Below are 25,291 nucleotides of genomic sequence, written 5' to 3' on the forward strand. Positions count from 1 at the left end.
CTAGAGGCTCACCATCTGGGCCACGGTTTCCGGATTGGCCTCCCGGACCTTGCCACCCATGACCACTTGGCCCCGATCCATGACGTAGAAGCGTTGGGCAAAGCCCCAAACGAAGTCCAGGTTTTGCTCCACAACCAGGAGGGCGATGCGCAGCTCGCTACGGATCCAGAGCAAAGCCTCCTGGATCTTCTCCACCACAGAGGGCTGGATGCCCTCCGTGGGTTCGTCGAGCAGAAGCAGATCGGGAAGGCCCACGAGGGCCCGGGCGATGGCCAGCTGCTGCTGCTGGCCTCCGGAGAGGGCACCCGCCCTCTTAGCCCGCAGCTCCCAGAGGATGGGGAATAGTTCGAATACCGCCTCGGGTATCCGCTGGGCCCGCGGATGAAGGCGGCCCGCTAGGGCTGCCAAACCCGTCTTAAGGTTCTCCTCCACCGTGAGGAAGGGGAAGATACCCCGTCCTTGGGGCACGTACCCTATACCCAGCCGTGCGCGGTGGTGGGGGGCTAAGCGGGTGATGTCCCGACCCCTGTACACCACGCGGCCCGATTTCAGGGGAAGATGGCCGAGAACGGTTTTCAGAAGCGTGGTTTTCCCCACCCCATTGCGCCCCAGGAGGGCTACCGCCTCTGCCCGGTCCACAGCTAGGCTCACGCCCCAGAGGACCTGGCCATCGCCGTAGCCTGTCTCCACGTCCAGGACTTCAAGCATAGGCCCTCCCCAGGTAAACTGCCCGTACTTCGGGATCCTGGCGCACTTCCTCAAAGGTTCCTTCCCGAAGCACCTTGCCCAAATGCAGGACCGTAACGCTTGCTGCGAGTTTCCCCACGAAGTTCATGTCGTGCTCCACCACTACCACGGTTTTTGCACCCCTTAAGCGGTTCAAAAGGTCGGCGACGGCCTCCGTTTCGCTCCGGGTCAGACCAGCGGTGGGTTCGTCCAGAAGTAGGAGCTCCGCTCCGGTGGAGAGCACCATGGCCAGCTCGAGCCGCTGGCGTTCCCCGTGGCTGAGGGCGGCAGCCTTCACGTACCGCTTATCCTGTAGCCCCACGAGCCCTAGGGTGCTCTCCAATACCTCCCATTCCTCGGCGCTAAGGCCTGGTCCTAGGGATGTGAGGAGCCCTTTTCGCCTGCGGGTGGCCACCACGAGGTTTTCCAACACCGTAAGCCCGTTGAGGACTCCTGGGTTCTGGAACTTGCGTCCCACTCCCTTCCAGGCCAGGACGTGTTCGGGGGTTCCCCCGATTTCCTTTCCCCTGAACAGGATGCGTCCGCGGGATGGGCGCACCCTTCCACTTATGGCGTCCAAAAGGGTGGTCTTTCCTGCACCGTTGGGACCGAGGAGGACCCTAAGCTCTCCCTTCGTAACCTTCAGGTCCACCCCGTCCAGGGCTTTAAATCCGCCTTCGTAGGTTACCTCAAGCCCTTCTACCCTGAGGAAGTCTTCCATGGCCTTGCACCCCTTTTGCCCCTTTCCTGTAGGTGGACCGGAGGGCCGGAAGTAGGACCACCAACACGAAGAGCCCTCCCACCAGGTAGAGCCAAAGATCGGGGAAGAGGCTGCTTACCCGATCCCGTACAAATCCTCCTAGCAAGGAGGCCAACACCGCTCCGAAGAAGCTCTCCTTACCCCCCAAGACCGTCCAGATGACGAATTCGATGGAGGGCTGGACCCCCACGAAGGCCGGGGAGACCACACCCGCATGCAGGGTGAAGAGGGCTCCCCCAAGACCCGCTAGAAAGCCTGCCAGGGAAAAGGCCGCCGCCTTGTAGAGGGCCACGTCGTAACCCAGGAAGCGGGTGCGGTTTTCTCCTTCCCGAAGGGCACGAAGTACCAAGCCAAAGTGGGTGGACCGGAGGGCTAGGGAGCTCCCTATAGCCAGCAGGACCAGGAGGGCCGTGGCCCAGTAGAGGCCCCGCTGGAAAATGGGGTCGGCGAAGGACTGCCCGAGGAAGGAGGCGAAGTTGGTTAAGCCGTTGAATCCTCCTGTCAGACCCTGCTGGCTTATCAGCAGCGTGGAAAAGGCTAGGGCTAGGGCCTGGGTGATCAGGGAGAAGTACACCCCGGTTACCCGTCGGCGGAAGAGGAGAATACCCAGGGTAAAGGCTAGGGTGGCAGGCAGCAGGACAGCCATCGACATGGCAAAGGCCGGATTCCTGAAGGGAGCCCACCACCAGGGTAGGGCCTCGATGCCGTTCCAGACCATAAAGTCAGGGAGCTCCCCAGGGGAGAGGGCACTCAGTTTCAGGTGCATGGCGATGGCGTACCCTCCGAGTCCGAAGAAAATGCCCTGGCCCAGGCTTAGGATCCCTGCGTACCCCCAGGCCCAAACCAGGCCGAGAGCAACCAAACCCACCGCCAGAAATCTGCCCATGAGGGAGAGGTCGTAAGGGGTCACCAGGAAGGGTAAAACGGTAAGTACCACCGCCATGAGCAGGAGGGCCACAAGGCTTCTCTGCATGTCACACCTCCTCGAGGGCCCGCGTGCGCGAGGGTAGGAGCCCCCGGGGCCTGAGCTGTAGGAAGAGGACCACGAGGAAAAGGAGAATAACCTTGGCCAAGCTCACGCTGGTCAGCCCTTGCAAGGTGGCCGAGGTTAACCCCAGGAGGAGGGCAGCCAAGGCGGCGCCGCCCAGACTGCCCACACCCCCGAGGATGACCACCAGGAAGGCATCCACAATGTAGCTTTGCCCCACGGTGGGGGTTACCGGGGCGATCAAGGCCAGCGCTGCCCCGGCCAGTCCTGCCAGTCCTCCTCCCAGGGCAAAGGCCACGGCGTCCACCCCCCGGGTGTGGATGCCCAGGGAAGCAGCCATTTCCCGGTTCTGACTCACGGCCCTTAGCTGTAGGCCTAGGGTGGTGTGGCGCAGGAAAGCGGCGAGGCCCATAAGGGCAGCCGCGGCCAGACCGATGACAAAGAGCCGTACCCACGGGAGGCTTATCTCGCCTAGGAGGCTTATCTCGCCTAGGTGGATCGTTCCAGCCAGCCAAGTGGGTGCGGCCACCTCCACCCCCACAGGGCCGAAGGCGTTCCGTGCGGCTTGTTGAAGGATGAGGGATACACCCCAGGTGGCCAGGAGGGTCTCTAGGGGCCGCCCATACAGGTGGCGTATCACGGCAACCTCCAGCAGCAGGGCGGCAAGGGCTCCTACAACGAAGCCAAGGGGTAACGCTGCCAGGAGGTAAAGGGGGAGGGGCAGGACCTGGTGCGCCAGGTAGGCCATATAACCCCCTAGCATCAGCCATTCCCCATGGGCCATATTGATGACCCGTTGGAGCCCAAAGCTCATGGCCAGACCCACCGCCACCAGGGCTAGAATGGAGGCGACGCTAAGCCCGTTAAAGGTTTGGTTTGCAAAAAACGCCCACTCCCCCATGATGTCGTTCACCTCCTAATGGAGCTTGCAGGTCTTGCCTGGGAAGGCCAGCGGGTCGTAGGGTTCCGGCTTAATGGGTTCCTTGGAGGCCCAGAGAATCTTGAACTGGCCGTTGTCCTGTAGCTCTCCCACGTAGGCGGTTTGGTAGAGGCTCTGGTTGACATCCAGGCGCACACGCCCCAGTGGGGTTTCCACCCAACCCATGGAAACAGCCGCCTTGCGGACCTTGTCGACGTCAAAGGACCCGGCTTTTTCCACCGCCGCCTTCCACAGGTAGACCCCCACGTACCCGTGGACCATGGGATCCGTCACCACCGCCTCCTTGCCATACCGGGCCTGGTAGGCCTGTAGAAACCGCCTATTCGCCGGTGAATCCAAGGTCATGAAGTAGTTCCACGTGGCCAGGCTTCCCTTGAGAAGAGAGGGGCCTATGGCTTTGGCCTCCTGCTCTGCGATGCTGAAGGACATGACCGGAAGCTTCGCTGGCGGAAGGCCGGAGGCAGCCATCTGCTTGAAGAAAGCCACGTTGGAATCCCCGTTAATGGTGTTCAGAACGATGTCCGCACCCGAAGCCTTGATTTTGGTTACCACGCTGCTGAAGTCTGTGCCGCCCAGGGGAACGTATTCTTCCCCCACGGCCTCCCCCTTCCGGCTTTCGATGTGCTTTTTCAGGATTAGGTTGGCGGTGCGCGGAAAGACATAGTCCGACCCCACTAGGAAATAGCGCCGGTATCCCTTGCTCCAGGCCCACTCCAGGGCGGGGAGGATCTGTTGGTTGGGCTGGGCGCCAGTGTACATGATGTTCGGGGAACATTCGTTGCCCTCGAACTGAACTGGATACCAAAGGAGGCCTCCCAGCCGCTCAAAGACCGGAAGCATGGCCTTACGGCTTGCCGAAGTCCAGCCTCCGAAAACGGTAGCCACCTTGTCCTGTTGCAGGAGCTTTTGGGCCTTCTGGGCGAAAACGGCAGGATCCGAGGCGCCGTCCTCCACGATCGGCGTGACCTTGCGTCCCAAAACACCGCCTTTGGCGTTGATCTCCTCAATGGCCAGGAGCGTGGCGTTCTTCACGGTCACCTCGCTAATGGCCATGGTGCCGGAAAGGGAGTGAAGGACGCCCACCCTAACCGTTTCTTCTGCATAAGCATGCAGAAAGGTCGCAAGTCCTGCGAGGGCAAGCCATAGCCTTGATCTTTTTAGGGCCTTCAACATGGTTCACCTCCCATGGCGGTCGGGTGGGCCCACCCTTGGGCAAGCAGTATAAATGTGCGTAAGCAGAATGTCAAGTAAGGAATGGACTGGTGAAGCATATAACGTTAACGACATGTATGAGATGCTCAACTTTAGATACTTATTGTGGTGGTAGTAAAGGCCTAGTGTTAACCAACTAGCTAACAAGACGCATGATCTGACCTGCCTGCACCCCAATCCACCAGAGGTTGTGGAAGTAGGCAAGGCATCGATCAAGGAGCCGGGGTTCCAGGAAGGGAGTTCAGGCTAGACTACCCATTAGGAGCGGGATCGCCCCACGTACCGGCCACGCGGTCCCCCGAGGGTAGGAAGGGTGTACCGCAACGGGGCACCAGGGGAACACCGGCTGGGTCCTTGCGGTCACGCGAAAACCTTAATGTACCTGGCAAGGTTACCAGGCCTCGTAGATCCCTGCCCGTCAGGAGACGGGAGGCCTATGCCGATAGGGCTTCACAGAAGGTAACGGAGCCCCACCCAGGCGAGATAACCTGCAAGGACAAGCGAAAGGGCTAGAATCACGGCGGCCGCTAGCCGGCTTTGTGGAAGAGAATCTAACTTTTCGGCCTTCTCCCTGGCCTCTCGCAGAATTTCCTCGGGAATAAGGCGGAGTACCAGGGCAACTCCAAGGGGGATCAGCACAAGGTCGTCGAGGTGGCCTAGGATGGGCACAAAGTCAGGGATCAGGTCAACGGGGCTCAGGGCGTAAGCCACCACCAAAGAGGCCAGGAGACGAGCATGCCAGGGTAGCCGGGGATGGTGAAGGGCCAAGTAGAGAGCGCTAACTTCCCGTTTAAATGCCCTGGCCCTGGTCTTCCAGCCACTGATGAGGCGGTGTATCGCCCACGGGTCTTCTCCGAGGAACCTGGGCACGAGGTGAAGTATAAAGCTACGCCTGCCAGCCGTGAGGCTGGGGTCCTGAAGGGGGCAACCCTGGCGGCGCCTAAACCCCTGGCGGCTGAAAGGGGCGTGGCATTCAGCGGAAGGCACTGTCCGGAAAAGGGTGGGAACGACATCCAAGGTACTGAAAGAAGGGGTATACCTAGATGATGGGGGATACCGAGGACGCGGAGCTCCTCCGGCAGGTGACCCTGGGGAACGAGGAGGCCCTGCTGGCCCTGTACCGCCGCCATGCCTCTTATGTGCACGCTTTGGCCAGGCGGATCCTTAGGGATAAAGACGAGGCTAAAAACGTCGTCCAGGAAACGTTCTTGCGCATCTGGCACAAGGCCGAGTACTTTGACCCCGAGTTGGGAACGCCCCGCACTTGGATCCTCACCATCGCTCACCGCTTGGCCCTGAAGGCCCTGAAGCGGCGCCCGGATACCCTTCCCCTCGAGGACTGGGATGCTCCTGTGGAGAGCGTGGGCACGGAGGAACACCTTGACCGAATCCGGGTGGCTAGGGCCCTGGAGGCTCTGGATGGCGAGGAGCGGAGGCTCTTGGAGCTGGCCTACTTCTACGGCTACAGCCACAGCGATCTGGCCCTGATCCTGGGCTGGCCCCTGGGCACGGTGAAAAGCCGCCTGCGGCGGGCCTTGAAAAAGCTGGAGGTGGAGTTGAGATGATCCATCCGGACCCGGATAGCTTGATTGCCCTGGCCCTGGATACCCTTCCCGAAGCTCAGCGGAAGAACCTTATGGCTCATATCCGGCGGTGCTCTTCTTGCCGCGAGACCTACCGGCGCCACCTCGAGGCCCTCGCCCACCTGGCCCAGTCCCAGGAACCCTTGCCTGTACCGGTGGAATGGGAGCAGGAGCTCAAGGAATGCCTCAGGACATCCGCTCCACCATCGTTGCCTTCCCGTTTCCGTGCGCAACGCCGCGCCTTCCTGCTGGTCTTAGGAGGAGCCCTTCTGGGTCTGGTAGCCCTTTGGGCGTATCCCAAGTACCAAGACATCCTGGCCTGGAGGCGTTTCATGGCCCTTTCTTCCCAACCCGGGGCAAGGCTTATGCCCCTGGTGGATCCCGCAGGGTACCAGACGGGATGGGCCTTGCGCACTGCGGACGGGGGAGTGGTGCTCTACCTTAAGAAACCGCCTCCTCCGGGCCGGGTGTATCAGGCGTGGTGGATCCAGGGGGAGGGACGCAAGAGCCTGGGAACCACGCCGGGCCGGATGCTGGAGGTTGGGGTTCCTCTGCCGGAAGGCAGCTGGCTGGGCGTTTCCGTGGAACCCCCAGGTGGAAGCCCATCACCCACCACCCCATCGGTGGGGAGGGCTCAACTTTAACTTTTTGGGGGAGGGAGGAGGGCGGAAGATGGTTGGGAAGGACGTGGTCCGGGGTGCCTTGACGGGAGCAGGACTGGCGGCCATCGGCTGGGGTTTGTACCAGGGGTGGGGTCTGAGCCATCCCTTGCTCAACCTCTACGGCTGGATCACCTTCTGGCTTGGGGTCCCGAGCGTGTTCCAGTTCGCTCACAGGGTCTTCGGCTACGGGAGTTGGGCAAGAACCTGGCCTTTTTCGGCACGGTGGGGCTCTGGCTTTTCCTGCACATGGCCTTGACCTGGCTTTGGCGGACTCGGGGCCCTGTGGCCCTCCCGACCGCCCTGGTGCTCTACCTCCTGCTGAGCGGATGGCTTGCCGGACTGATCTACACGGGTCTGCTGGCGCTCTTTTGGTGGAGGAAGCGAGGCCGAACCCACTTTAGAGCCGCAGGGGGCAGGGAAGGGGTTAGCCGCCGAAAGCTCTTGGCGGTGCTGGGCGTGCTGGCTACCAGGAACGGGAGACAAGGGGCCAAGGCCCAGTCTGCTACACCCTCTAGGATCGCGTGGGACAGGGTTCCCGGCCTCTCCCTGGAGGTTACGCCCCAGGGAAAACTCTACATCGTGTCCAAAAATCCCGCCATCTTCGACCCCAACCTTAAGGGGAGGCCCTACAGCCTAGAGGTGGGCGGACTTGTGGAAAAGCCCCTTAAGCTCGGCCTGGAGGAGCTAAAGGCCCTGCCTGCCAGCCACCTTTGGAACACCCTGGTCTGCATCTCCAACCCAGTTGGGGGTGATCTCATCGGTTGCGCCCGGTGGACGGGGGTGCCCCTAAAGTTCCTGCTGGACAGGGCTGGTATGAAGCCTCAGGCCAGATGGCTGGTCTTTGAGGCTGCGGATGGGTACCGGGAATCCCTGCCCCTAGCGGAGCTTCCCGCTCAGGCCCTGATCGCCTACGCCATCAACGGTGAGGAGCTTGAGCCCCGCCATGGCTACCCGACGCGCCTGATCCTGCCTGGCCGGTATGGGATGAAACAACCCAAGTGGCTTACGCGTATCCTGGTGCTGGAGAGGGAAGAGGTGGGCTACTGGGCCCAGCGGGGTTGGAGCCGGGAAGCAGTGATCCGCACCCTAAGCCGGATCGACGTCCCCAGACCTGGCGTGCAACTGAAGGAAGGGGAAGAGGTGCTTGTCGCCGGGGTGGCCTATGCGGGCGGGCGTCCGCTGGAACGGGTAGAGATCTCCACGGATAGAGGGCCTTACGTGGCAAAGGGCCGAGCTCAAGCCACCCCGCGGCCAGTTTGCCTGGCAGCTATGGGCTTTGCCCTGGAGGCCCCTCCAGGGCAACTACACCCTAAAGGTGCGGGCGGTGGAGGTGGGTGGACGGGTCCAGGATCCCGTGGACCGGGAACCCTTGCCCGAGGGGGCGAGCGGCTACCACACGGTTCGGGTGAGGGTCAGGTAGGGGGCCAGGAATCCAAACGACCCCAATAGGGGATATACCCAGGTGGGAGGTTACGATATGAGGCGAAGGGAAGCGTTAAGGGTGGTGGGCGGCACGGCGCTTTGGATCCTGGGCCGCGGCCTGGCCCTGGGCCGGGCTACTGGGGAGCCCATCTTCCGGCGTTATCCGGAACTTGCAGCGGACGTAGCGGTTGCCCCGGATCGCCCCTTTGTGGTCAAGGGTTTGGGGGAAACCCCCTTGGGCACTTCGGTTCTAATCCGCACCCGCACGGAACAACCCCTCCATTACCACCGGGAGAGGCTGGAGGTGGCCCTGGTGCTCCAGGGGGAGGGACGTCTCGTGGTGGGAGGCAGGGAGGCCACCCTTCGTCCCGGCCAACTGGTGGTGATACCCCCTATGACCGCCCACGCCTTCGTGGGGCAGATGGACATCCTCTCCCGTTTCAGCCCAAAGCTCATGGGGGATGTGGTCTTTGTTCAGGCAGGCTCCGGCCCCAACGAGGGCACGCCTCTGGTTCTGGGATATCGGGCCCCGGAGATCCCGCAGGACCGCCCTTTTGCTGCCACTCCCTTGGCCAATGCTCCCCTGGGAACCGTGGTGGCGGTGGCCACGCGCCTGGGCCAGCCCTGGCACTACCACCGGTCCAAGGATGAGCAGATTTATGTGGTGGCCGGGGAGGGAGTGGCTCAGATGGAGTTAACCCGTGAGAAGGTAGGACCGGGGAGCCTGGTCCTGGTACCCGCCGGGGCCATCCACCAGTTCCAGGGAAGCCTTCAGTTTGTCTCCGTGTTCGGGCCTGCCCTCATGGGTGATGTGGTCTTTTTATGAGGTTGGCGGTTCTAGGCCTCGCCCTTGTTCTGGCAGGCTGCTTTCCCCGGGAAGGAGTGCCCTCAGCGGACTTGGAGCCTCATGCCGCTCCCTCTCGGGAGGTGGTGGTATCGATGAAGGATTTCACCTTTCGGCCGGACACCCTCCGGATTCCTCCGGGAACCGCCGTGGTCTTTGCCAATCAGGGCCGGTATCCCCATACCGCCACGGAGAGCGGGGGCCTCTTCGATAGCGGGGTCTTAGCCCCGGGTGAGCGTTTCCGTTACACCTTTACCCTCCCTCGGGAATATTCGGTTTACTGCAAACTCCATCCCTACATGGTGCTCCACATTATGGTCGGCCCTTGAAAAAAGGATAGGCGGCCCTGCACCTTCAACATCCCGCGCTTGACCTTTTGGCCTGAAGTCAGGTCTGGTGAACCGAGGCTGGGAGTTCCATGGGGAAGGGCACTGGTAGCAGCTTGTACCTGACCCTTTTGTCCCATGGCAGTGTTGAGGTTAACGAGAAATTCAGGCCACAGGGACAGTGCGTCTGCCTCCCTCTGCTAGGGGGTTGGTTGGATGGGCTGAGGCTACAGGGTGGGGGATTCCCAAGGGGGGCCGAGGGATCGTGAAGGAAGAGCTAGAAGGACATAAGGCTCGGGTCGGAAATTACGAAGCGTGCCGCGGAGTCGTCCGTGCCCGCGGTTGCACGCTTGCACAAGGGAGCTAGTTCAGAACAGCGTTTACCGGGGGACTCGGGCAAAGCCCTGTTCCAGCATCCTGGGCTCTGGCGGAAATGGGTAGGGGCTTGGGCTAGAATACTATCGAAGGAGCAAGTCACATGGCGAGCAAACCCGTCCGGCATAGCATAGAGTGCTGGATCATTTGTCGCAGGGTGGGTGCAGAGGATGCCGTTCTTCTCTTACACGTGGTGGAGGAGCCTGATATCCCGGGCGGCTTCTGGCAACCTATTACGGGAGGAATCAAGGAGGGTGAAGCCTCGCACGAAGCTTGCGTTCGGGAGATCTATGAGGAAACATCCCTGAGAGTACGGGCTGAGGATCTCCACCAGGTTCCCGGGCACTGGGAGTTTCAGCTACCCCATCAGGTCATCCGGAAAGATCTGTATTGGGTGGAGGTTTCTGAAACCGCCATTCGTATTGCCCCTGAGGAGCATGACGACTGGAAGTGGGTGCCCATCTCCGCCGTGGAGTCGGAGCTCCACTGGGAATCCAATCGCCGCACGTGGAAGGCAGTGCTCAGCTGCCTCCGATTATAAGTTAGAAAGTAGGGTCACTGGGCTTACGCCCCCGATTTTGTACTCTGCCCTTCTCCTCCATGTGAGGCTTTTCCAGCCTCCGCTAAGGCCTCCTTTCTCCTCCCTGGTGACGGGCGTAGCCGGTACCTTGCCTCGCGGCAAAGAACGGCTCCATCACCGGGTTCCCCCGAGGACCTGTCAGGCTGTCCGCTTCCTTGAGGGGGCGTGTTCTGGAAACCCTCTGGCGATCCAGAAGAAGCAACTCTCGTTCCCCGACGGTAGTGCCGCGGCATTGCTCAGCTAGCGTCAACCTGTAGGAGGCTCACGGCCCTCAGGTTGCCTCGGGTAGGACGCAACCAAGAAGGAAAGGGAAAGAGGCCTCGAGGACCCCAGGTTCAACCCTGGCCGCCCGGAGGCCGTGCCACCTCGACCGGAAGGCTTTCAGGCCTTCCACTTGGTGTTGACGGACCTTTGACGGATCACGAGGCACGCTGGTTCTGGAGGTGAAGAAGCTGCATAGGAAAGACCATTTGACGCAGGTTGGGGCGTTTTTTAGGCGCGCTGCGGGTGCTTCTAAGTGGGTGGCCCGTCTCCGTTTCCTACCGGCGGGACCCGGGAGCCCTGCAACTATTGCGGGAGGTTAAAAGCAACGTGCGCAAGACCTTTAATTTCGTAGAACCCCTCCGTGGCCTGGGCGAGGAGGTCTATTGGGTGGATCACTTTCGCCTCTACGTTTGGGTCAAGGGCGGGCTCCTCGTCATCGACCATGGGTTCACGGCTAACCAGAAGGAGCTGTCCATGCACCTAGCGAAGCTGGCAATGGGGCGGATCCGCTAAGGGGGTGGTGGATGGGAAGGTCTGAGGCGTTGGCTTTCTGGCTTTGGATCACCACTGTGCGGGTTTTTAGGAGCGTGCTCCGGTCTGGGATAACGGGAGGTGCGAAGCATGAAAGGAAAGCTCGTGGTCGTTTTGGCGGTAGCCCTGTGCCCGGTGCTCTTGCCTTTCGGCAAAGCCGGTAGCGGGGGCAATGCCTGTGATCTTGTGACCAAGGAGGAGGTGGAGGAAATCATCGGACAAAAGATCAATACCGTGGAGGTGCAGCCAGGGTACGGGAACTGCATCTACTCTACTAAGGAGAAATTCCTTAACGAGACCTTGAAGATTCCGGTCGTTACCATTGGTTACACTCGGAGCGACGTTCAGGAACGGTGGAACTCCTGGTCCTCCATGCCGAAGAGCGAAACCATCAAGGGACTTGGCGATGGGGCCGTTTGGTCCCCCACCTACGGATTTTTCGTCTGCAAATTCAAGGGAGGGCTCCTGATGATCTCGGTACAAAACAAGGATATGGCCATTAAGCTTGCGAAGAAGGCTCTGGGACGCATAAAACCGTGACGTGCGTGGGTTCGGAGACACAGCCACCCGGCTTATCTGTCGCTGGAGGGGCCCATTCAACGGGCGTTCCTGGCGGACCGTATCCGCAGGGGCAAGGCCCTTGCGGCAACATCCCATGGGGCGGCTTCAGGGATACTGCCTAACAGGAGCCGCCTGGTGGGCCGGGCAAGCCTCCCCGAGGCACTGGACACTGGAAGGGCGGTCGAAGTCCCTGGCGGTGGTCTGGACCTGGAGGAGGCGGGAATCGGTAGGACCGCCCTAGCCCGCCACTTCCTGGAGGGTAAGCCCCACGCTCTCCTTGCGGCACACCCGGAAGATGCCAACATCCCCTACACTTCCGTGGTCCGCTGGCTGGGCTTTAACCCTGGGCAGCCTGAAGAGGATTGGGCTTAGACGCTGAGCCCGTACTTCTGGAACAGGGCTTCCATGAGGTCCATAAGCTCCTCCTCCCTTTCCTCCCGATAGAGGCGGCGGATCCTTTCCACCTCTTCCTGGGGCAGCACCTCCATGAGGAGGTAGGAGCTGGCCTCGGCGGTGCGGGACACCGCATAGGCGAGGAGGGCCTCGAGGGCCTCGGCCCGGGCTCCTCCAAAGGAGTCTTCGGTGTAAACCAGCGCCTCCACGGTACGGCCCCCTAGGGGTCCCCGGCCCAGATCCCTCAACACCACCCCCACCCCGGAAACGGGGCCGCCCAGAGGAATCTGCTCGATGAACTCCCCGAAGGCGGCGGGCTCGTGGGGGTTGCGCGCCCGGTACTTGTTGGTGTACCGGGCCAGATTCTCCATGGGGACCCGGAACCCCAGGCCCAGCACCGGGCCGGAGACCTCCAGCATCACCCTCTTGCCCACGGTTTGGTCTGGCAACTTGTACATTTCCTACCCCGGTATGCAGTCATCTTAGCACACACCCGATACGGACCAGGGCCAGGTCCAGAAGTTGGTCAATCTCTCTCCTGGGCTCTTCGCCCCTTAGGGGCTTGCGCCCCCAATCTTGTACTCTCTAGCCCCCTCCTCCATGTGAGGCTCTACGAGCCTCTGCTAAGGCTTTCCTGGGTGTCCGGTACCCCAGCCCAGAGTGGAGCCGCTTTGCGACCCCCACCCCAAGTGAACCGTCCCTCATGGTAGCCGCAACCTCTCCGCTATCACCTCCTTCAGCTCCGTCAGGTCCTTCGCCTCCAAGAAGAGGTCCCGGTTCTCCCCCTTGGTCACGGGCGTAGTCCGTACCTTGCCCCGCGAGAAAAGCGACTACATCACCGGGTACCCCCGAGGTCCCCTTAGGCTGTCTGCGTCCTTAAGGGGACACGTTCTGGAAACCCTCTGGCCGTCTCCAAGAAGCGACTGCCCCATCCACTCGTGGCTCAAGTCAGCCGTCAGGCTAGGTTTCCTGGCTCCCCTCTGGTCGTGGTAAAATGATGGCTTGCGGTAATCCTCCCCTCAGCTCTTGGATAGCAACCTTTGCCCGCTTCCGTACCTCCAAGCCGCCTCGGGGAAAGCGGAACACCGCCCAGGCCAGCATCAGCCTTGAGCTAGCTTGCAGACACTCGGCATTCTGAGTAGGGGAGTCAAACCCCTGGCCAGGGCAGGAACCTAGCCTTGGGGCTGACGCCTGGCCAAAGCGATGCACTCCCCAAGAGACATTTTGGCTAGCTCCCCTGCCTTAGCATCACGCAAAGGGTAGAGGTTGCCTTTTAGGAGGGCGATTGCCACTTCCTCCTTGCCAATGGGTTGTTTCGAGCTCCCATATCATATCTTCTTCGCGTACTCCTTCGCCAGGGTGTTGTCCGAGAAGCAGGAGGCCCGCCAGCTCAGCAACTCAACAAGCTACGGGCTCCGCCCGTGGTCCCGGTACTTCCACAGTGTGTTGGAATTAATACCGTAGGCACAGGCGATCTCTACCGCTCTCTTCTCGCCTTTGACGGCCTCCACAGCGATCTGGAACTTCACCTAGGGTGGAAGGGACTCGGCCTTTTTCGCTTTTCTTTCCCTTCCCTCGATGCTAAGCGTATGGCCTAAGAGTCGCGTGTCCCCTTAGGCCTACCCTGCACTGTGTTCCAGCACTTCTTTTGAGCCCACCTGGCGCGCCTGGGGGTGCACGTGGCGGTTCTCAACCTGAATCGCCACCACGGGGGGTGGCACGGCTACAGGGGTGGGACTACATCACCTCCCTGACTGAAAGAGGCGCGGACGTGAGCGTAAAGTTTAAACCATCGGAACCGCCCGGCCTCGACCTAGGCCGCCCAACAGCTGGAGCATCACAGCTTCCACTCTCCTGGAACAATAAGGGCACGGTAACACGGTCTTTTCCTCGGCTAAGAGGGTTGGCTCCAGAGAGTTGTTGGGCCCGCCTCATAATTCTTGTGCCTCCTGTGGTGAAGGAAAGATATACCATCGGTAACGAGCAATCTCCCGAAAGCCGATCCGCCGATATACGGTTTCGCCCATCGGAGTTGCTTGAAGGGAGGCCAGCCGAGCTCCGCGGTCGAAGCCGGCGGATATAACAGCGCGGGTGACCAACTCACCGAGGCCTCGCCTCCGATACGCCGGGCTTACACCGACGTGGATTACCTCGGCGACCCCATGGCTCACGTACACCATCGCACCTGCCACTGGGCTGCGCTCGAGATAGGCAACAATGGCCACGATATGTGGCGCCGATAGGCTTCTCACGTCTGGATACGCCGCCCACCAAGTGTCGGCCCGTACCCCCAACTCCCGAAAGCCGCTGGAGACCGCGGTGAGGAAGTCCTCCCGCTGCTCATCGGTGTTGACCTCCTGCATCGTGACGCCAGGAAGAACCGGGGGCGGCTGGATGGGGGCTTCGAGAACCATCTGGGGGCTGTCGCTATCAGCCTTGCGGCCGATGGATTTCATGGTCGCATCTACATCGGGATCCAGCGGCCCCATCGCATGCAGAGTAAAGCCGCGCCCTCTTTCCTCGAAGAACCTCCGCGCCCGGCTGACAACCTCCTTTGCCGGAAGGCCGGGATGCACCCTTAGGGCGCCGTTCCATAGGGCAGGGTCCAGCGGCGCGCCCGCATAGAGGAGCAAGCCGCCCTCCTCGTGCACCACACCGCGGGACCGCCGTGTAATTTCACGAATGGTCTCGGCGAGATTCTGATGGACCAGCTCGACTATATCGGCTTGGTACATCTTGTGTGGGTGTAACAGACCGGCCGAGGCCTAACGACCCGCGTTTCAGCAGCGGCCAAGGGTAGCGAAGCCGTCCGCTAGAAACGCAAGCTGGGCGCATGCGCATGCCGCCACAAGACCGCTCAGCTTCACGCGCCGTCCTCCGCCGCAGGCAAGTCACAAACGATAGAAGCACGTACAAACATTATACGTGCAGCCGCAGGCAAAAGACAACAGCCGGTGATTGGCCCACACTCTACCCCGCCATCCTTAAGAAGACAAGGCTACGGATGAGGTTGTGCGCCAGGAGAGTGAGGTTAACCCAGGCCACCAGTCCCCAGTAGGACCGCGGCGCCAACCGGTGCAACCCAAAAGACTGCGCTATCGCGCCAAAACGTGTCTCAATCGAGTTCCGCACTTTTTCTAAGACCCTAGTCGTATGGCTGACCCTTCCTTGCTACCTCCTGGAAACCACTACCCCCACAGGTGCGAATGGCCAGCGTCGGCACCCCCTCCAGCCAGCGGAGGCCCTGGTCTAACAACACCGGACCCAGCCCTTCCACCCCTACTACCAACTCCCTTGCCCAGGCTGCCCGGCTTTTGGGGTCCTTTGGCGTGAGCGAGGACCTGGCCCTGGGGCGAGGACCTGGCCCTGGGGCTGGGCTGGGCCTATTTGGATGCCCAGGAGCCCCAGTCTGTTTTGGGGGTTCTGAACGAGCACCCAGGTGAGCACCTGAGGCGGGCCCATGCCTGCTTGGGCCTAGCCTATCGCAGCCAGGCTCTCCTAGCCTTGGGCCGGGAGGAGGCTACCTACCAAGCCCTGACGGAGGCCCTGGCCCAGGTGGCCGTGGCGGCCTTGCGGCTCGGGGAGGCGGCGTAGGCCCTCTTGGAGCGGATTCCCCTCGAGGCCTTGAGTCCTGGCGACCACAGAGGCCACGAGGAGGTTGGCTTCGCCCTCGGCCTTGGGTCCCCCCAAACCTGTCATCCTCCAGTCATCTTGGGCTACCTAGTCTAGTTTTACCCGGCTGGGTTTACCGCTGGGTAGGGCATGGAGGGAAGAAAAAGGGGCACATCACTGAATTTGTCGGGCAAGTTTAGCCTAAGGAGATACCATGAAAGGGAAATTCGAGAAGATCACGGGCAAGAGCTTTGATAATCCAGATGAAACGCGGCGACCGTTCGAAAAAGGCAAGATTGACGTGATCACTGTCGGGGGGCTGCCATTCTACCGTGAAACCCTTGCGCCGGGGTGGCAGTGGTCCAAGCACGTCAAGCCGGTCGTGGGTGGCAACAGCTGCCAGCGGTTCCATGTGAAGATCTTTCTCGCAGGACGGCAACGGGTCCGGATGGATGACGGTACCGAGATGGAATTCGGTCCGGGGGACGTGGCGGTCATGCATCCTGGGCATGACGCCTGGGTAGTGGGTGATGAAGCGAACGTGTTGATCGAGCTGGCAGATATCGTCAAGATGCCTGCCGACGTGCCCGAAGAAACGCTGACAAAAATCACCCTCGAAGCGGTTCGGCGCTTCAACGAGGCCATCAACAGGCATGATGTTGATGCGGTGATGGCAGCCATGACCGAGGACTGTGTGTTCGAAAACACCTACCCGCCCCGGATGGCGCACGTTATGAGGGCCAGGCGGCCGTCCGATCTGTGTGGGAGCGATTCTTTGTGGCCAACCCAGATGCGCACTTTGAGGTTGAAGAGATGTTTGCTGTTGCTGATCGCTGTGTTGTTCGATGGATTTACAGAAAGACGAAAGAAGGAAGGCCCTGGTATCTGCGCGGCGTGGATGTGTTTCGTGTGCGGGACGGGAAGGTAGCGGAGAAGTTCTCCTACGTCAAAGGTTAGGTTGGTGACTCCTTCAGATGGTCCTCCGCATGGCCTAAGCCGAGGATGCCATTCGATGAACAGCGTTGCTCAATACGCGACGTCGCCCCGGTGCGCTTTGCGGCGCAGTCGGGTGCGGATAGGGGTGCGTAACAAGATTCCTAAAGTGGCGACTTGATCTTCGATAGAGCGACCATGGGTGCAGGTTCGGCGTAATGCGCCTTGGCCGCCCTTTTGAGCGGGGATTGGGGCTGGACGGTTCCGTTTCTCAAAGCTGGGGCGGCCCGGTTTACCCGGCGGAGGCCAAACCCCTGGCTGAAGTGCGCATCGGAGCACAGGGGGTGCGGTATTGGTCCAGATATGTTGCCAAAAGGGCACGCATGGATGCTAAGGAGTCAATCCGTTCAGAAGCCCCTCGAACCCGTTCCCGTCACGCTTCGGTCATTATGCCCTTGTACCGGGCATGGGTGAGCACTGGGCTCAGCCGCAAAACCTTCCCTTCGGACCTATCTTTGGGGTCATGAAGGAGAAGGTGGTGTTCGTGGAGATCATGGTTTCCCAGGCCGACTTTGCCGCTGGCAAATCCTGGACCGAGGCGCTGAAGCCCTTGACGGGCCATGCTGTAGACCATGTGGACCTGGAGTTCTTGCCCAAGGGCCATGAGGGCTACGAGGTCCCGCACTACGACATCCATGCCTACTTCGTGTCCCACCAGGAGCACCTGGGGAACTGCCCTGCCCCCAAGCCCGCCCCCAAAGGAGTGCCCCACATGAAAGAGTGAGGGAGCCGCTGGGTGACAATCATCGCCCACTGGGGCTTTGAGCGCTTTGTGCGGGGCTATAAGCTGGCCGGCGGAGTGGAGGGTTCTGCCTCCTTCCGCCGGCCCGCCTACCCCTGGCGAAATGAGGCGGGCTACGAAGGTTGCCCGGATCTATACCATCGAGTTTGTAGGGCTGCCCTTCGGATGAGGAGGTAGGATATCGCAACCCCAAACGACATTTCACGCTGGTCTTGCCCGCCCCGTTGGGTCCCACTAGGATGAGAGCCTCGCCTCTCTCCACAGTGAAAGAGATTCCATCTGCTCCTGTGGGTAGGGAAGGAAAAGGGCCTCTAGCCACTCCTATTCCCAGCGCTCTCCCGGTCAGGAGAGCAGGCCTACCACGCAGGGCTTCCCTCGAGGCACCCGGGGTGTGAACCCGGTAAGGGAACCCGGGACTAAGGGAGTTTGAAGACCGTTCGTTATCAGCTCGTGAAAAAGAACCGTGGGAGCGCCCTGCGGGGCAATGCCTGAGTGAAGCCCGGATCGTCCTTTGGCTTCAGTCCAACACGCTTTCATTTGGCCTTCAGGGGCCAGGGTTAAAGTAGGCAATAGGAGGCAGAACATGTCCCGGCCCCTCTCCTTATCGGACGCCCAGCACCTATTGCGCCGGGTAGCGGCCCGGGGGACCCGGGAGGAGGCGGAGGAGCTTTCGGCCATGGGCCTCGAGGAGGCGGTGGATCGTCTCCTTAGGGACCCTGCCCCAGCACCCCCCTACGCCACCCGCTTCGCCCGCAACCAGCGGGCCCAGCAACACCGCGAGATCAGCCTGCTCTGGATCGAGCACTGGCTCACCACCCCCACCCCGGCTGCGGAACGGCTTGTGCTCTTTTGGCACGGCCATTTCACCTCCGCCTTCCAAGCCACCATGGGGGCCCAGGGCGTTGACTTTTGGAATCAGTTTGCGATGTTCCGCCGGCTAGGGTACGGGACTTTTGGCGACTTCCTTAAGGCGGTGGCCCGGGATCCCGTCATGCTCCTATATCTGAACAATGCGGAAAGCCGCAAGGAGCACCCGAACCAGAACTGGGCCCGCGAGCTTCTGGAGCTCTACACCCTGGGCCCCGGCCACTATTCCGAGGCGGACATCCTAGAGGCGGCCCGGGCCTTTACCGGCTGGACTGTACGCCTGAAGGGGGGCCTGAACCCGCGCGAGGCCGACGCTAACGTGCCGTGGGAGTTCACCTTCCGGCCCGCCTGGCACGACCCGGGGCCGAAAACCTTCCTGGGCCAGAGGGTTGAGGGTGGGGAAGAGGTGCTGGAGGTGCTTATCGCCCACCCTCAGACCTACCGCTTCCTCTCCCGAAAGCTTCTCCGGTTTTATCTTTCCCCGGAGCCTCCGGAGGCTATGGTGGAGGAGGGGGCGAGGGTTCTGCGATCGGAAGGAACGAGGGGTTTCCTGCGATGGCTTTTCACCCACGAGGCCTTTTACCATCCTTCGTTCCGGAATAGCTTGATCAAAGGCCCTCTGGAATACCTGGTGGGGCTCCTTTACGCTGCCGGGATCAGGGAATTACCCGCGGACTCCTCGTTAGGGAAGGGGGTGTACCAGGCCCTGGCTGCCATGAGCCAGATACCCTTCGATCCCCCCACGGTGGCGGGGTGGGAGGGGGGCCCCACCTGGCTGGCGGAAACGCCCTATTTGGCACGGCTGAACCTGATCACCGCGGTGGCAAACCAGGGGAAGAGCCTGGATCTTTTCGTCTTCATGGAAGGCGGAAAGGCGCTGGCGGATCTGGTGAAGCCGGAAGCCCAGCTCTTGTAGAGGTGGAGGATGGATCGGCGCGAGTTTTTGCAAAAATCCCTGCTTGCCCTGGCTCTGGGCCAAGGGGCACCCTCCCTGTTGGTGCGTACTGCCCTGGCCGCCAAAACCCGGGGAAGGATCCTGGTGGTGGTCAACCTCTTCGGGGGCAACGACCAGCTCAACACCCTGGTGCCCTACCGCAACGAGCTCTACCATCGCCTCAGGCCCAACCTGGCCCTGAAGGGGAAAGAGGTGCTGGATCTCGGGGTGCGGGGCAAGTGGTTGGGCCTGCACCCGGCCTTGCGACCCCTGATGGCCATGTGGGAAAAGGGGGAGCTGGCCCTCATTCCCCAGGTGGGGTACCCCAACCCCAACCGCAGCCACTTCATCTCCACGGCCATCTGGCACACCGCTGACCCTGATCGGCGGGCCCAGACCGGCTGGCTGGGCCGCTGGGCGGATGGGCAGGAGGACCCTTTCTGCGAAACCTTCCTGGGGGGTGCTGCCCCCCTGGCCCTCAGGGGCGAGCGGCGCACCGCCCCGGCCATCGCCAGCATCGATGCCTTCACCCTCCGGCTCACCCCGGCCCTCCAGCGTGCCTTTGAGGAGGAGGCCCGCCACCCGCGCCAGGGCACGGCGGAGGAGATTCGGCGGGCGATGCTTTCCCTCCGGGGGGCGCTAGACCGCGTGGGCCGGCTGCGCACGGTGAAGAACCGGGCCCAGTACCCGGAGGGCGCCTTCGGCCGGAGCCTGGCGGACATCGCCCGGATGATCGCAGGGGGCCTGGAGAGCAGCGTCTACTACACCACCCTGGGCGGATGGGACACCCATGCCAACCAGCCACCCCGCCATGAGGAGCTTCTGGGGCAGTTGGCCCAAGGGCTGGCGGCCTTGCGGGAAGACCTCCGGGCCATAGGACGGGACGGGGACGTGCTGATCCTGATCTTCAGCGAGTTCGGCCGCCAGGTGGCCGAGAACGCCTCCCTGGGCACGGACCACGGCGAAGGAGGGCTGATGCTGGCCCTGGGGCCCGGGGTAAACGGGGGGCTCTACGGCGACGAACCGGACCTCGAGGACCTCAGCCTGAATGCCCTCAAGTACCGAACAGACTTCCGCCATGTGTACGCCACGGCCCTGCAGTGGATTGGCGCCGACCCCAAGGCCGTGCTGGGGGCGGAGTTTACCCCGATGGGGCTCCTGCGGAACGCAGGGTCGTGATCCGGGATGACACTTCGCAGGGCGATAAGGTTGATTAGTGTGTTCGCGAAAGGTACATTTCGCGCATATGTTATACTACCCCGTGGAACCCGGTCTTATTTGGAAATCCATCGGCATTAAAAAGCCTGAGAAGGCCCTTCAACCCCTGGCCCCCTATGCCGAATACCTCCTTTTGGAGCGGGGATACTCCTCCAGGGGGGTGCGCCGCTACCTCCAGGACCTGGCCCTCTGGTTTCGCTTCCTCCAGGAAGAGGGTTTCACCCCGGGCCCTGAGGCGGTCCGGGCGCTCCTCCTCAAGGAGCGTTGGGCCCCAAGAAGGGTGCAGGGGTTCTTGGCGGCCCTCCGCAGCTATTACCGCTACCTGGCCCAGGTCAAGGGAGAGGCCGTGTCCGATCCCACGGAGGGCATCGGCCGCCCCAAGGCCGGGCGCAGGCTTCCCTTGCACCCCGCTCCCGAGGAGCTCAGGCGTTTCCTCGAGGCCCTGGAAACCGAAAGGGAGGCCCAGCTCCTCAGCCGCCTGGCCCGGTTCCTCTACGGCACAGGGCTTCGCATCTCCGAAGCCCTTTCCCTGAAGGGGCGGAACGTGATCCTCGAGGGCTCGGTTCCCGTGGCCATCCGGGTGGTGGGCAAGGGCAACAAGGAAAGGCTGGTGCCCCTTTCCAGGACCGCCCAGGAGGTGCTTTTGGAGCTGGGGCCGCCCCAGGGTAATGTGAGTATTTTCACGTTTGCTCAGGGAAGGCACCGGGGCAGGGTCCCTTCCGCCCGGTACGTGGAGGCCAAGTTCCGGGAAGCGGCCCTGACGGCGGGCCTGGATCCAAGGCGCTTCACCCCGCACAAGCTCCGCCACGCCTACGCCACCTTGCTGGTGGAAAACGGCGTGGAGCTGGATGCCGTAAAGGACCTTCTGGGCCACGAGTCCATCGCCACCACCCAGATCTACCTGCACGCCTCGAGGGAGCGGCTCAGGGAGGCGGCCTCGAGGTTGCCCGAGCTTTAAGCCGGATACACTGGTTCCCGTAGGAGGTACCCATGTTTGTGGTCATGAACCGCATCCCCGTCAAACCCGAGTACGCCGACCAGTTCGAGGAGGCCTTCCGCACCCGGGCCCGCCTGGTGGACCGCATGCCGGGCTTCATCCGGAACCTGGTCCTTCGTCCGCAGACCCCAGGAGACCCCTATGTGGTGATGACCTTCTGGGAAAGCGAGGCCGCCTTCCGGGCCTGGACGGAAAGCCCGGAGTTCCGCCAAGGCCACGCCCGAAGCGGCACCCTACCCAAGGAGGCCTTCCTGGGACCCAGCAAGCTGGAAACCTTCACGGCCTTTTGGGACTCGGAGGCCAGCTAGGCCCTCCTTGGCCTACCGGGACCCGCAAAAGGTGATGTGGGACACTTGTCCCTTCGCCTTAGGTGTGCTACCCTAACAAACGACCGTTAGCCATGGAGCGGCGCGAGCAGATCCTCACCCTAGCAGGCCACCTCTTCAGCCAGCGGGGCTACCACGCCACCAGCATGCGGGAGCTGGCCAAGCACTTAAACCTCCAGGGGGGAAGCCTGTACGCCCACATCACCTCCAAGGAGGAGCTCCTCCTGGAGGTGGTGCGCCAGGCCGCCGAGCGCTTCCTTAAAGTTCTGGAGGGACTTGGGGGCGATCCCGTATCCAAGCTGAAAGGCCTGGTACGGGGCCACCTTGAGGTCATCGCCCAGGAGCTACCCCGGGCCACGGTCTTCTTCCACGAGTGGAAACACCTCTCCCCTCCCCTTCTGGAGGAGGCCAAGGCCTTAAGGCGCCGCTATGAGGAAGGCGTCCAGGCGGTGATCCAGGAGGGAATGGAACAAGGGGTCTTCCGGGTGGAAAACCTCCGTCTGGCCACCCTCTTTGTCCTTTCCGCCCTGAACTGGACCTACCAGTGGTACCGGCCCGAAGGGCCCCTTTCCTTGGAAGGACTTGCGGAAGCCTATGCCACCCTCATCCTGAGGGCCTTGGGCGTAGAGGCGAATGAGGGGAAAGGAGGCGAGGATGGTTAAGCTTAAGCTCGGATACCCAGAGGATCCCGACTACGGGGAAAGGCTTGCGGAGTTTGAGGCCCGCATCGCCCGGGGGGAGAAGATCGAGCCCGGGGATTGGATGCCCGCCGAGTACCGGCGCCAGCTCATCCGCATGATCTCCCAGCATGCCCACAGCGAGTGGGTGGGGATGCTTCCGGAAGGGGCTTGGATCACCCGGGCGCCTTCCCTGAGGCGGAAGCTCATCCTGCTGGCCAAGGTTCAGGACGAGGCCGGGCACGGGCAGTACCTCTACCACGCCGCCGAAACCCTGGGGATCACCCGAGAGGAGATGGTGGAGGCCCTTCTTTCCGGCAAGGCCAAGTACTCCAGCATCTTCAACTACCCCACCCTTACCTGGGCGGACGTGGGCGTCATCGGCTGGCTGGTGGACGGGATGGCCATCAAGAACCAGACCATGCTGGCCCAATCCTCCTACGGGCCCTACTCCCGGGCTATGGTGCGCATCTGCGCCGAGGAAACCTTCCACCACAAGCAGGGGAAGGAGGCTGTCCTCCTCTACGCCAGGGGCTCCAAGAAGCAGCGCCAGATGGTGCAGGATGCCCTGAACCGCTGGTGGTGGCCCACCCTGATGATGGCCGGGCCCCACGACAGCGACTCCCCCCACACCCCCCTCCTTCTCCGGTGGGGCATCAAGACCAAGACCAACGACCAAGTGCGCCAGGAGTTCCTGAACGAGCATGTCCCCGAGCTCCTGGACGCTGGACTCACCATCCCCGATCCCGACCTCCGCTACGACGAGAAGACGGGCAACTGGATCCACGGGCCCATCCCCTGGGAGGAGTTCTGGAAGGTGATTGGCGGAGAAGGCCCCATGAACCGGCACCGGCTCATGGCCCGGAGGAGGGCCCACGAGGAGGGGCGCTGGGTCCGGGAGGCCCTCGAGGCCTACGGCCAGCGCCACCTGGCCCAGGCCGCGGATTAGGAGGGCACCATGTGGGGAACCGAGTGGCCCCGGTTTGAGGTGATCAAGCAGGACACCAAGCATGGCCCCCCGCAGATGGTGGGTTCGGTACACGCCGCTGACCCGGAGCACGCCCTCTTGGTGGCCCGGCACGTGTTCGTGCGGCGCCCCGCCACCCTCGCCCTCTTCGTGGCCCCGGCCGAGGCCTTCTTTCACGTTTCCCAGGAGGGCCTGAAGGATCTGAAGCCCAGCCGCAAGGAGGGAGGCAGCGAGGAGCCTTACTGGGTCTTCGCCAAGCGGAGCCACCGCCGGAGCATGGTCTACGGGGACCTGGTGGGCCGCTTCCTGGCGCAGGGCCCGGAGGATGCCGTAGCCCAAGCCCTCCTACAGGCCCAGGGGGTGGCCTTCTGGGCGGTTCCCGAGCGGTTGGTGGTGGGGACCGAGTCCACGGAGGAAGTGGTGGAAAGCTGGTTTGCCCCGGCCAAGGAGAAGACCTACCGCCTGCAAAGCTACTACGGGCTCATCACCGCCAAGGGGGTGGAGAATGCTTGAAGCCTACCTGAAGGACGCTCTGGTGGCCCGGCTCACCGCTCTTGCCGACGACGAGGTGGTCCTGGCCCAGCGGCTTTCCGAGTGGGTGGGGCACGCCCCCATCCTCGAGGAGGACATCGCCATCGCCAACCTGGCCCAGGACGAGCTGGGCCACGGCAAGGTCTGGCTGGAGCTCCGGCAGGAGCTGGACGGATCCGACCCCGACCGCCTGGTCTACTTCCGCGACCCCCTGGAGTTCCAAAACGCCATCCTGGTGGAGCTCCCCAAGGGGGACTGGGCCTTCACCATGGTGCGGCAGTACCTCTTTGACGCCTACGAGAACCTCTGGCTCAAGGAGGCGGCGAAGAGTGCCTACCCCCCCTGGCCGAGGCAGCAAGCCGCATCCTGAAGGAGGAAAGGTTCCACCTGAAGCACACTTCCCTCTGGGTAGAGCGCCTGGGCCAGGGCACGGAGGAATCCCACCGCCGGGCGCAAGAAGCCTTGGAAACCCTCTTCCCCTACGTTCGCCAGCTCTTCCGGCCCCTCCCCGGGGACGAGGCCCTGGTGGAGGCAGGGGTGGTACCGGACTTTCGCGCCCTCGAGGCCCCTTACCTGGAGGAGGTGACCGCCCACCTGGTGCGCTCGGGCCTAAGGCCGCCCGAGGGAGGGTACGTGCCCAAAAACCGCCAGGAACACACGGAGTACCTCTGGTCCCTCCTTGCGGAGATGCAGTCCGTGGCCCGCTGGGACCCGGAGGCCAAGGCATGGTAGAGCGGTACTGGGAAGCCCTAAAAGGAGTTAAGGACCCGGAGATCCCCGTCCTCAACATCGTGGAAATGGGGATGGTCCTGGGGGTGGAGGCGGAAGGGGAAAGGGTCAGGGTGCGCTTCCGCCCCACCTTCTCCGGCTGCCCTGCCCTAAGGCTCATTCGCGAAGAGATGGAAAGGGCCCTGCGGGAGGCGGGGGCCAAGGAGGTGGAGGTGGTGGAGGCCAGGGCCCCCTGGAGCACCGAGGACATGGCCGAGGAAGCCCGAGGAAAGCTCCGGGATTACGGCGTGGCCCCACCCCTGCCCCTCCCCCTGGCGGGGAAGGATCCCCCCTGCCCTCGGTGCGGGAGCCAGGAGGTGGTCCTCAAGAACGCCTTTGGGGCCACCCTGTGCAAAATGCTCTACCAGTGCACCGCCTGCGGGGAGGTTTTTGAGGCCTTTAAGACCGTCTGAAGGGGAAACTCCAGGCCCGGGACTAGGAGGTTGTGCTGGGCCTTTGTCCTGGAGGACATGAAGGAAAATAGACCAGCTT

Annotated in this window: 28 protein-coding genes and 2 pseudogenes; 21 read left to right on the forward strand and 9 right to left on the reverse strand. The window is 62.3% G+C overall.

Annotation, left to right across the window (positions count from 1 at the left end; genetic code table 11):
- The 6 genes from urtE to EBI04_RS02935 form a co-directional block, all read right to left on the reverse strand.
- Complete coding sequence (gene urtE, locus EBI04_RS02910) at nucleotides 1-708, reverse strand: urea ABC transporter ATP-binding subunit UrtE (protein ID WP_135255967.1); 708 nt, start codon at nucleotides 706-708, stop codon at nucleotides 1-3.
- Nucleotides 701-1,447, reverse strand: coding sequence for an ABC transporter ATP-binding protein (locus EBI04_RS02915; RefSeq protein WP_135255968.1), 747 nt, complete (start codon nucleotides 1,445-1,447; stop codon nucleotides 701-703). The genes urtE and EBI04_RS02915 overlap by 8 nt, the downstream gene beginning before the upstream one ends.
- The gene (gene urtC, locus EBI04_RS02920; protein ID WP_206202056.1) at nucleotides 1,416-2,459 is read right to left on the reverse strand and encodes an urea ABC transporter permease subunit UrtC; all 1,044 of its coding nucleotides are present in this window, start codon (nucleotides 2,457-2,459) and stop codon (nucleotides 1,416-1,418) included. Before urtC ends, EBI04_RS02915 begins: the two co-directional genes overlap by 32 nt.
- A 1-nt stretch (nucleotide 2,460) precedes the next feature.
- Nucleotides 2,461-3,387: an urea ABC transporter permease subunit UrtB gene (urtB, locus tag EBI04_RS02925; RefSeq protein ID WP_206202057.1), complete on the reverse strand. Its 927-nt coding sequence runs from the start codon at nucleotides 3,385-3,387 to the stop codon at nucleotides 2,461-2,463.
- Between the two features lie 3 nt (nucleotides 3,388-3,390).
- Nucleotides 3,391-4,467, reverse strand: coding sequence for an urea ABC transporter substrate-binding protein (urtA, locus tag EBI04_RS02930; RefSeq protein WP_206202058.1), 1,077 nt, complete (start codon nucleotides 4,465-4,467; stop codon nucleotides 3,391-3,393).
- Between the two features lie 609 nt (nucleotides 4,468-5,076).
- A complete protein-coding gene (locus EBI04_RS02935; RefSeq protein ID WP_206202059.1) occupies nucleotides 5,077-5,496 on the reverse strand; it encodes a YkvA family protein in 420 nt (139 codons plus the stop codon).
- A 173-nt stretch (nucleotides 5,497-5,669) separates the two neighbouring features.
- Here EBI04_RS02935 and EBI04_RS02940 point away from each other — a divergent pair, with 173 nt between their 5' ends.
- The 8 genes from EBI04_RS02940 to EBI04_RS02975 all read left to right on the forward strand — a co-directional run bounded on the left by EBI04_RS02940 (nucleotide 5,670) and on the right by EBI04_RS02975 (nucleotide 11,753).
- Complete coding sequence (locus EBI04_RS02940; RefSeq protein ID WP_135255970.1) at nucleotides 5,670-6,191, forward strand: sigma-70 family RNA polymerase sigma factor; 522 nt, start codon at nucleotides 5,670-5,672, stop codon at nucleotides 6,189-6,191.
- Nucleotides 6,188-6,853: an anti-sigma factor gene (locus EBI04_RS02945; RefSeq protein WP_135255971.1), complete on the forward strand. Its 666-nt coding sequence runs from the start codon at nucleotides 6,188-6,190 to the stop codon at nucleotides 6,851-6,853. The genes EBI04_RS02940 and EBI04_RS02945 overlap by 4 nt, the downstream gene beginning before the upstream one ends.
- A gap of 210 nt (nucleotides 6,854-7,063) precedes the next feature.
- Nucleotides 7,064-8,320 (forward strand): molybdopterin-dependent oxidoreductase, encoded by a 1,257-nt coding sequence (locus tag EBI04_RS02950; RefSeq protein ID WP_240695358.1) that lies wholly within the window; start codon nucleotides 7,064-7,066, stop codon nucleotides 8,318-8,320.
- Nucleotides 8,321-8,348: 28 nt separating this feature from the next.
- A complete protein-coding gene (locus EBI04_RS02955; RefSeq protein ID WP_135255972.1) occupies nucleotides 8,349-9,119 on the forward strand; it encodes a cupin domain-containing protein in 771 nt (256 codons plus the stop codon).
- Between the two features lie 113 nt (nucleotides 9,120-9,232).
- Nucleotides 9,233-9,466, forward strand: coding sequence for a cupredoxin domain-containing protein (locus tag EBI04_RS02960; protein ID WP_240695402.1), 234 nt, complete (start codon nucleotides 9,233-9,235; stop codon nucleotides 9,464-9,466).
- 475 nt (nucleotides 9,467-9,941) lie between these two features.
- A complete protein-coding gene (locus EBI04_RS02965; RefSeq protein ID WP_135255974.1) occupies nucleotides 9,942-10,379 on the forward strand; it encodes an NUDIX hydrolase in 438 nt (145 codons plus the stop codon).
- A gap of 546 nt (nucleotides 10,380-10,925) precedes the next feature.
- Entirely contained in the window at nucleotides 10,926-11,195 is a 270-nt protein-coding gene (locus EBI04_RS02970) for a hypothetical protein (protein WP_135255975.1), read from the forward strand.
- 108 nt (nucleotides 11,196-11,303) lie between these two features.
- A complete protein-coding gene (locus tag EBI04_RS02975) occupies nucleotides 11,304-11,753 on the forward strand; it encodes a hypothetical protein (protein ID WP_135255976.1) in 450 nt (149 codons plus the stop codon).
- A gap of 389 nt (nucleotides 11,754-12,142) precedes the next feature.
- On the opposite strand, the gene EBI04_RS02980 is transcribed toward EBI04_RS02975, so the two are convergent.
- Nucleotides 12,143-12,625, reverse strand: a complete 483-nt coding sequence (locus tag EBI04_RS02980; protein WP_135255977.1) for a hypothetical protein — start codon at nucleotides 12,623-12,625, stop codon at nucleotides 12,143-12,145.
- 1,473 nt (nucleotides 12,626-14,098) lie between these two features.
- Entirely contained in the window at nucleotides 14,099-14,902 is an 804-nt protein-coding gene (locus EBI04_RS02985; RefSeq protein WP_135255978.1) for a GNAT family N-acetyltransferase, read from the reverse strand.
- Between the two features lie 652 nt (nucleotides 14,903-15,554).
- Here EBI04_RS02985 and EBI04_RS02990 point away from each other — a divergent pair.
- From EBI04_RS02990 to EBI04_RS03000, 4 genes and pseudogenes are all read left to right on the forward strand, one after another.
- A complete protein-coding gene (locus tag EBI04_RS02990; RefSeq protein WP_135255979.1) occupies nucleotides 15,555-15,761 on the forward strand; it encodes a hypothetical protein in 207 nt (68 codons plus the stop codon).
- A gap of 589 nt (nucleotides 15,762-16,350) precedes the next feature.
- Nucleotides 16,351-16,446 (forward strand): annotated as a pseudogene (locus EBI04_RS13930) (hypothetical protein); the annotation flags it as partial.
- 92 nt (nucleotides 16,447-16,538) lie between these two features.
- Complete coding sequence (locus EBI04_RS13935) at nucleotides 16,539-16,736, forward strand: nuclear transport factor 2 family protein (protein ID WP_373277632.1); 198 nt, start codon at nucleotides 16,539-16,541, stop codon at nucleotides 16,734-16,736.
- Between the two features lie 499 nt (nucleotides 16,737-17,235).
- Nucleotides 17,236-17,496, forward strand: coding sequence for a hypothetical protein (locus EBI04_RS03000; RefSeq protein ID WP_240695359.1), 261 nt, complete (start codon nucleotides 17,236-17,238; stop codon nucleotides 17,494-17,496).
- Nucleotides 17,497-17,515: 19 nt separating this feature from the next.
- Here the strand turns inward: EBI04_RS03000 and EBI04_RS03005 are convergent, their stop codons facing one another.
- Nucleotides 17,516-17,833: an ATP-binding cassette domain-containing protein gene (locus EBI04_RS03005; RefSeq protein WP_308418060.1), complete on the reverse strand. Its 318-nt coding sequence runs from the start codon at nucleotides 17,831-17,833 to the stop codon at nucleotides 17,516-17,518.
- A gap of 264 nt (nucleotides 17,834-18,097) precedes the next feature.
- On the opposite strand from EBI04_RS03005, the gene EBI04_RS03010 reads away from it, so the two are divergent.
- From EBI04_RS03010 to paaD, 9 genes and pseudogenes are all read left to right on the forward strand, one after another.
- On the forward strand, nucleotides 18,098-19,297 hold the full coding sequence (locus EBI04_RS03010; protein WP_135255980.1) for a DUF1800 domain-containing protein: 1,200 nt from the start codon (nucleotides 18,098-18,100) through the stop codon (nucleotides 19,295-19,297).
- A gap of 9 nt (nucleotides 19,298-19,306) precedes the next feature.
- Nucleotides 19,307-20,494, forward strand: a complete 1,188-nt coding sequence (locus EBI04_RS03015) for a DUF1501 domain-containing protein (RefSeq protein WP_135255981.1) — start codon at nucleotides 19,307-19,309, stop codon at nucleotides 20,492-20,494.
- Nucleotides 20,495-20,561: 67 nt separating this feature from the next.
- Nucleotides 20,562-21,491: a tyrosine-type recombinase/integrase gene (locus EBI04_RS03020; RefSeq protein WP_135255982.1), complete on the forward strand. Its 930-nt coding sequence runs from the start codon at nucleotides 20,562-20,564 to the stop codon at nucleotides 21,489-21,491.
- A gap of 32 nt (nucleotides 21,492-21,523) precedes the next feature.
- Nucleotides 21,524-21,838 carry an antibiotic biosynthesis monooxygenase family protein gene (locus EBI04_RS03025; RefSeq protein ID WP_135255983.1) on the forward strand — a complete coding sequence of 105 codons (315 nt, stop codon included), beginning with the start codon at nucleotides 21,524-21,526 and terminating at the stop codon, nucleotides 21,836-21,838.
- A gap of 92 nt (nucleotides 21,839-21,930) precedes the next feature.
- Nucleotides 21,931-22,518 carry a TetR/AcrR family transcriptional regulator gene (locus EBI04_RS03030; RefSeq protein WP_135255984.1) on the forward strand — a complete coding sequence of 196 codons (588 nt, stop codon included), beginning with the start codon at nucleotides 21,931-21,933 and terminating at the stop codon, nucleotides 22,516-22,518.
- The gene (paaA, locus tag EBI04_RS03035; protein WP_135255985.1) at nucleotides 22,511-23,482 is read left to right on the forward strand and encodes a 1,2-phenylacetyl-CoA epoxidase subunit PaaA; all 972 of its coding nucleotides are present in this window, start codon (nucleotides 22,511-22,513) and stop codon (nucleotides 23,480-23,482) included. Before EBI04_RS03030 ends, paaA begins: the two co-directional genes overlap by 8 nt.
- Nucleotides 23,483-23,491: 9 nt before the next feature.
- Nucleotides 23,492-24,013 (forward strand): phenylacetic acid degradation protein, encoded by a 522-nt coding sequence (locus tag EBI04_RS03040; protein ID WP_135255986.1) that lies wholly within the window; start codon nucleotides 23,492-23,494, stop codon nucleotides 24,011-24,013.
- A pseudogene (paaC, locus tag EBI04_RS03045) lies at nucleotides 24,006-24,763 on the forward strand (1,2-phenylacetyl-CoA epoxidase subunit PaaC). The gene EBI04_RS03040 and the pseudogene paaC overlap by 8 nt, the downstream one beginning before the upstream one ends.
- Nucleotides 24,757-25,212 carry a 1,2-phenylacetyl-CoA epoxidase subunit PaaD gene (paaD, locus tag EBI04_RS03050; protein ID WP_167481867.1) on the forward strand — a complete coding sequence of 152 codons (456 nt, stop codon included), beginning with the start codon at nucleotides 24,757-24,759 and terminating at the stop codon, nucleotides 25,210-25,212. The pseudogene paaC and the gene paaD overlap by 7 nt, the downstream one beginning before the upstream one ends.
- Nucleotides 25,213-25,291 lie beyond the last annotated feature (79 nt).

This window comes from Thermus caldilimi (genome assembly GCF_004684245.1).
GTDB lineage: Bacteria > Deinococcota > Deinococci > Deinococcales > Thermaceae > Thermus > Thermus caldilimi.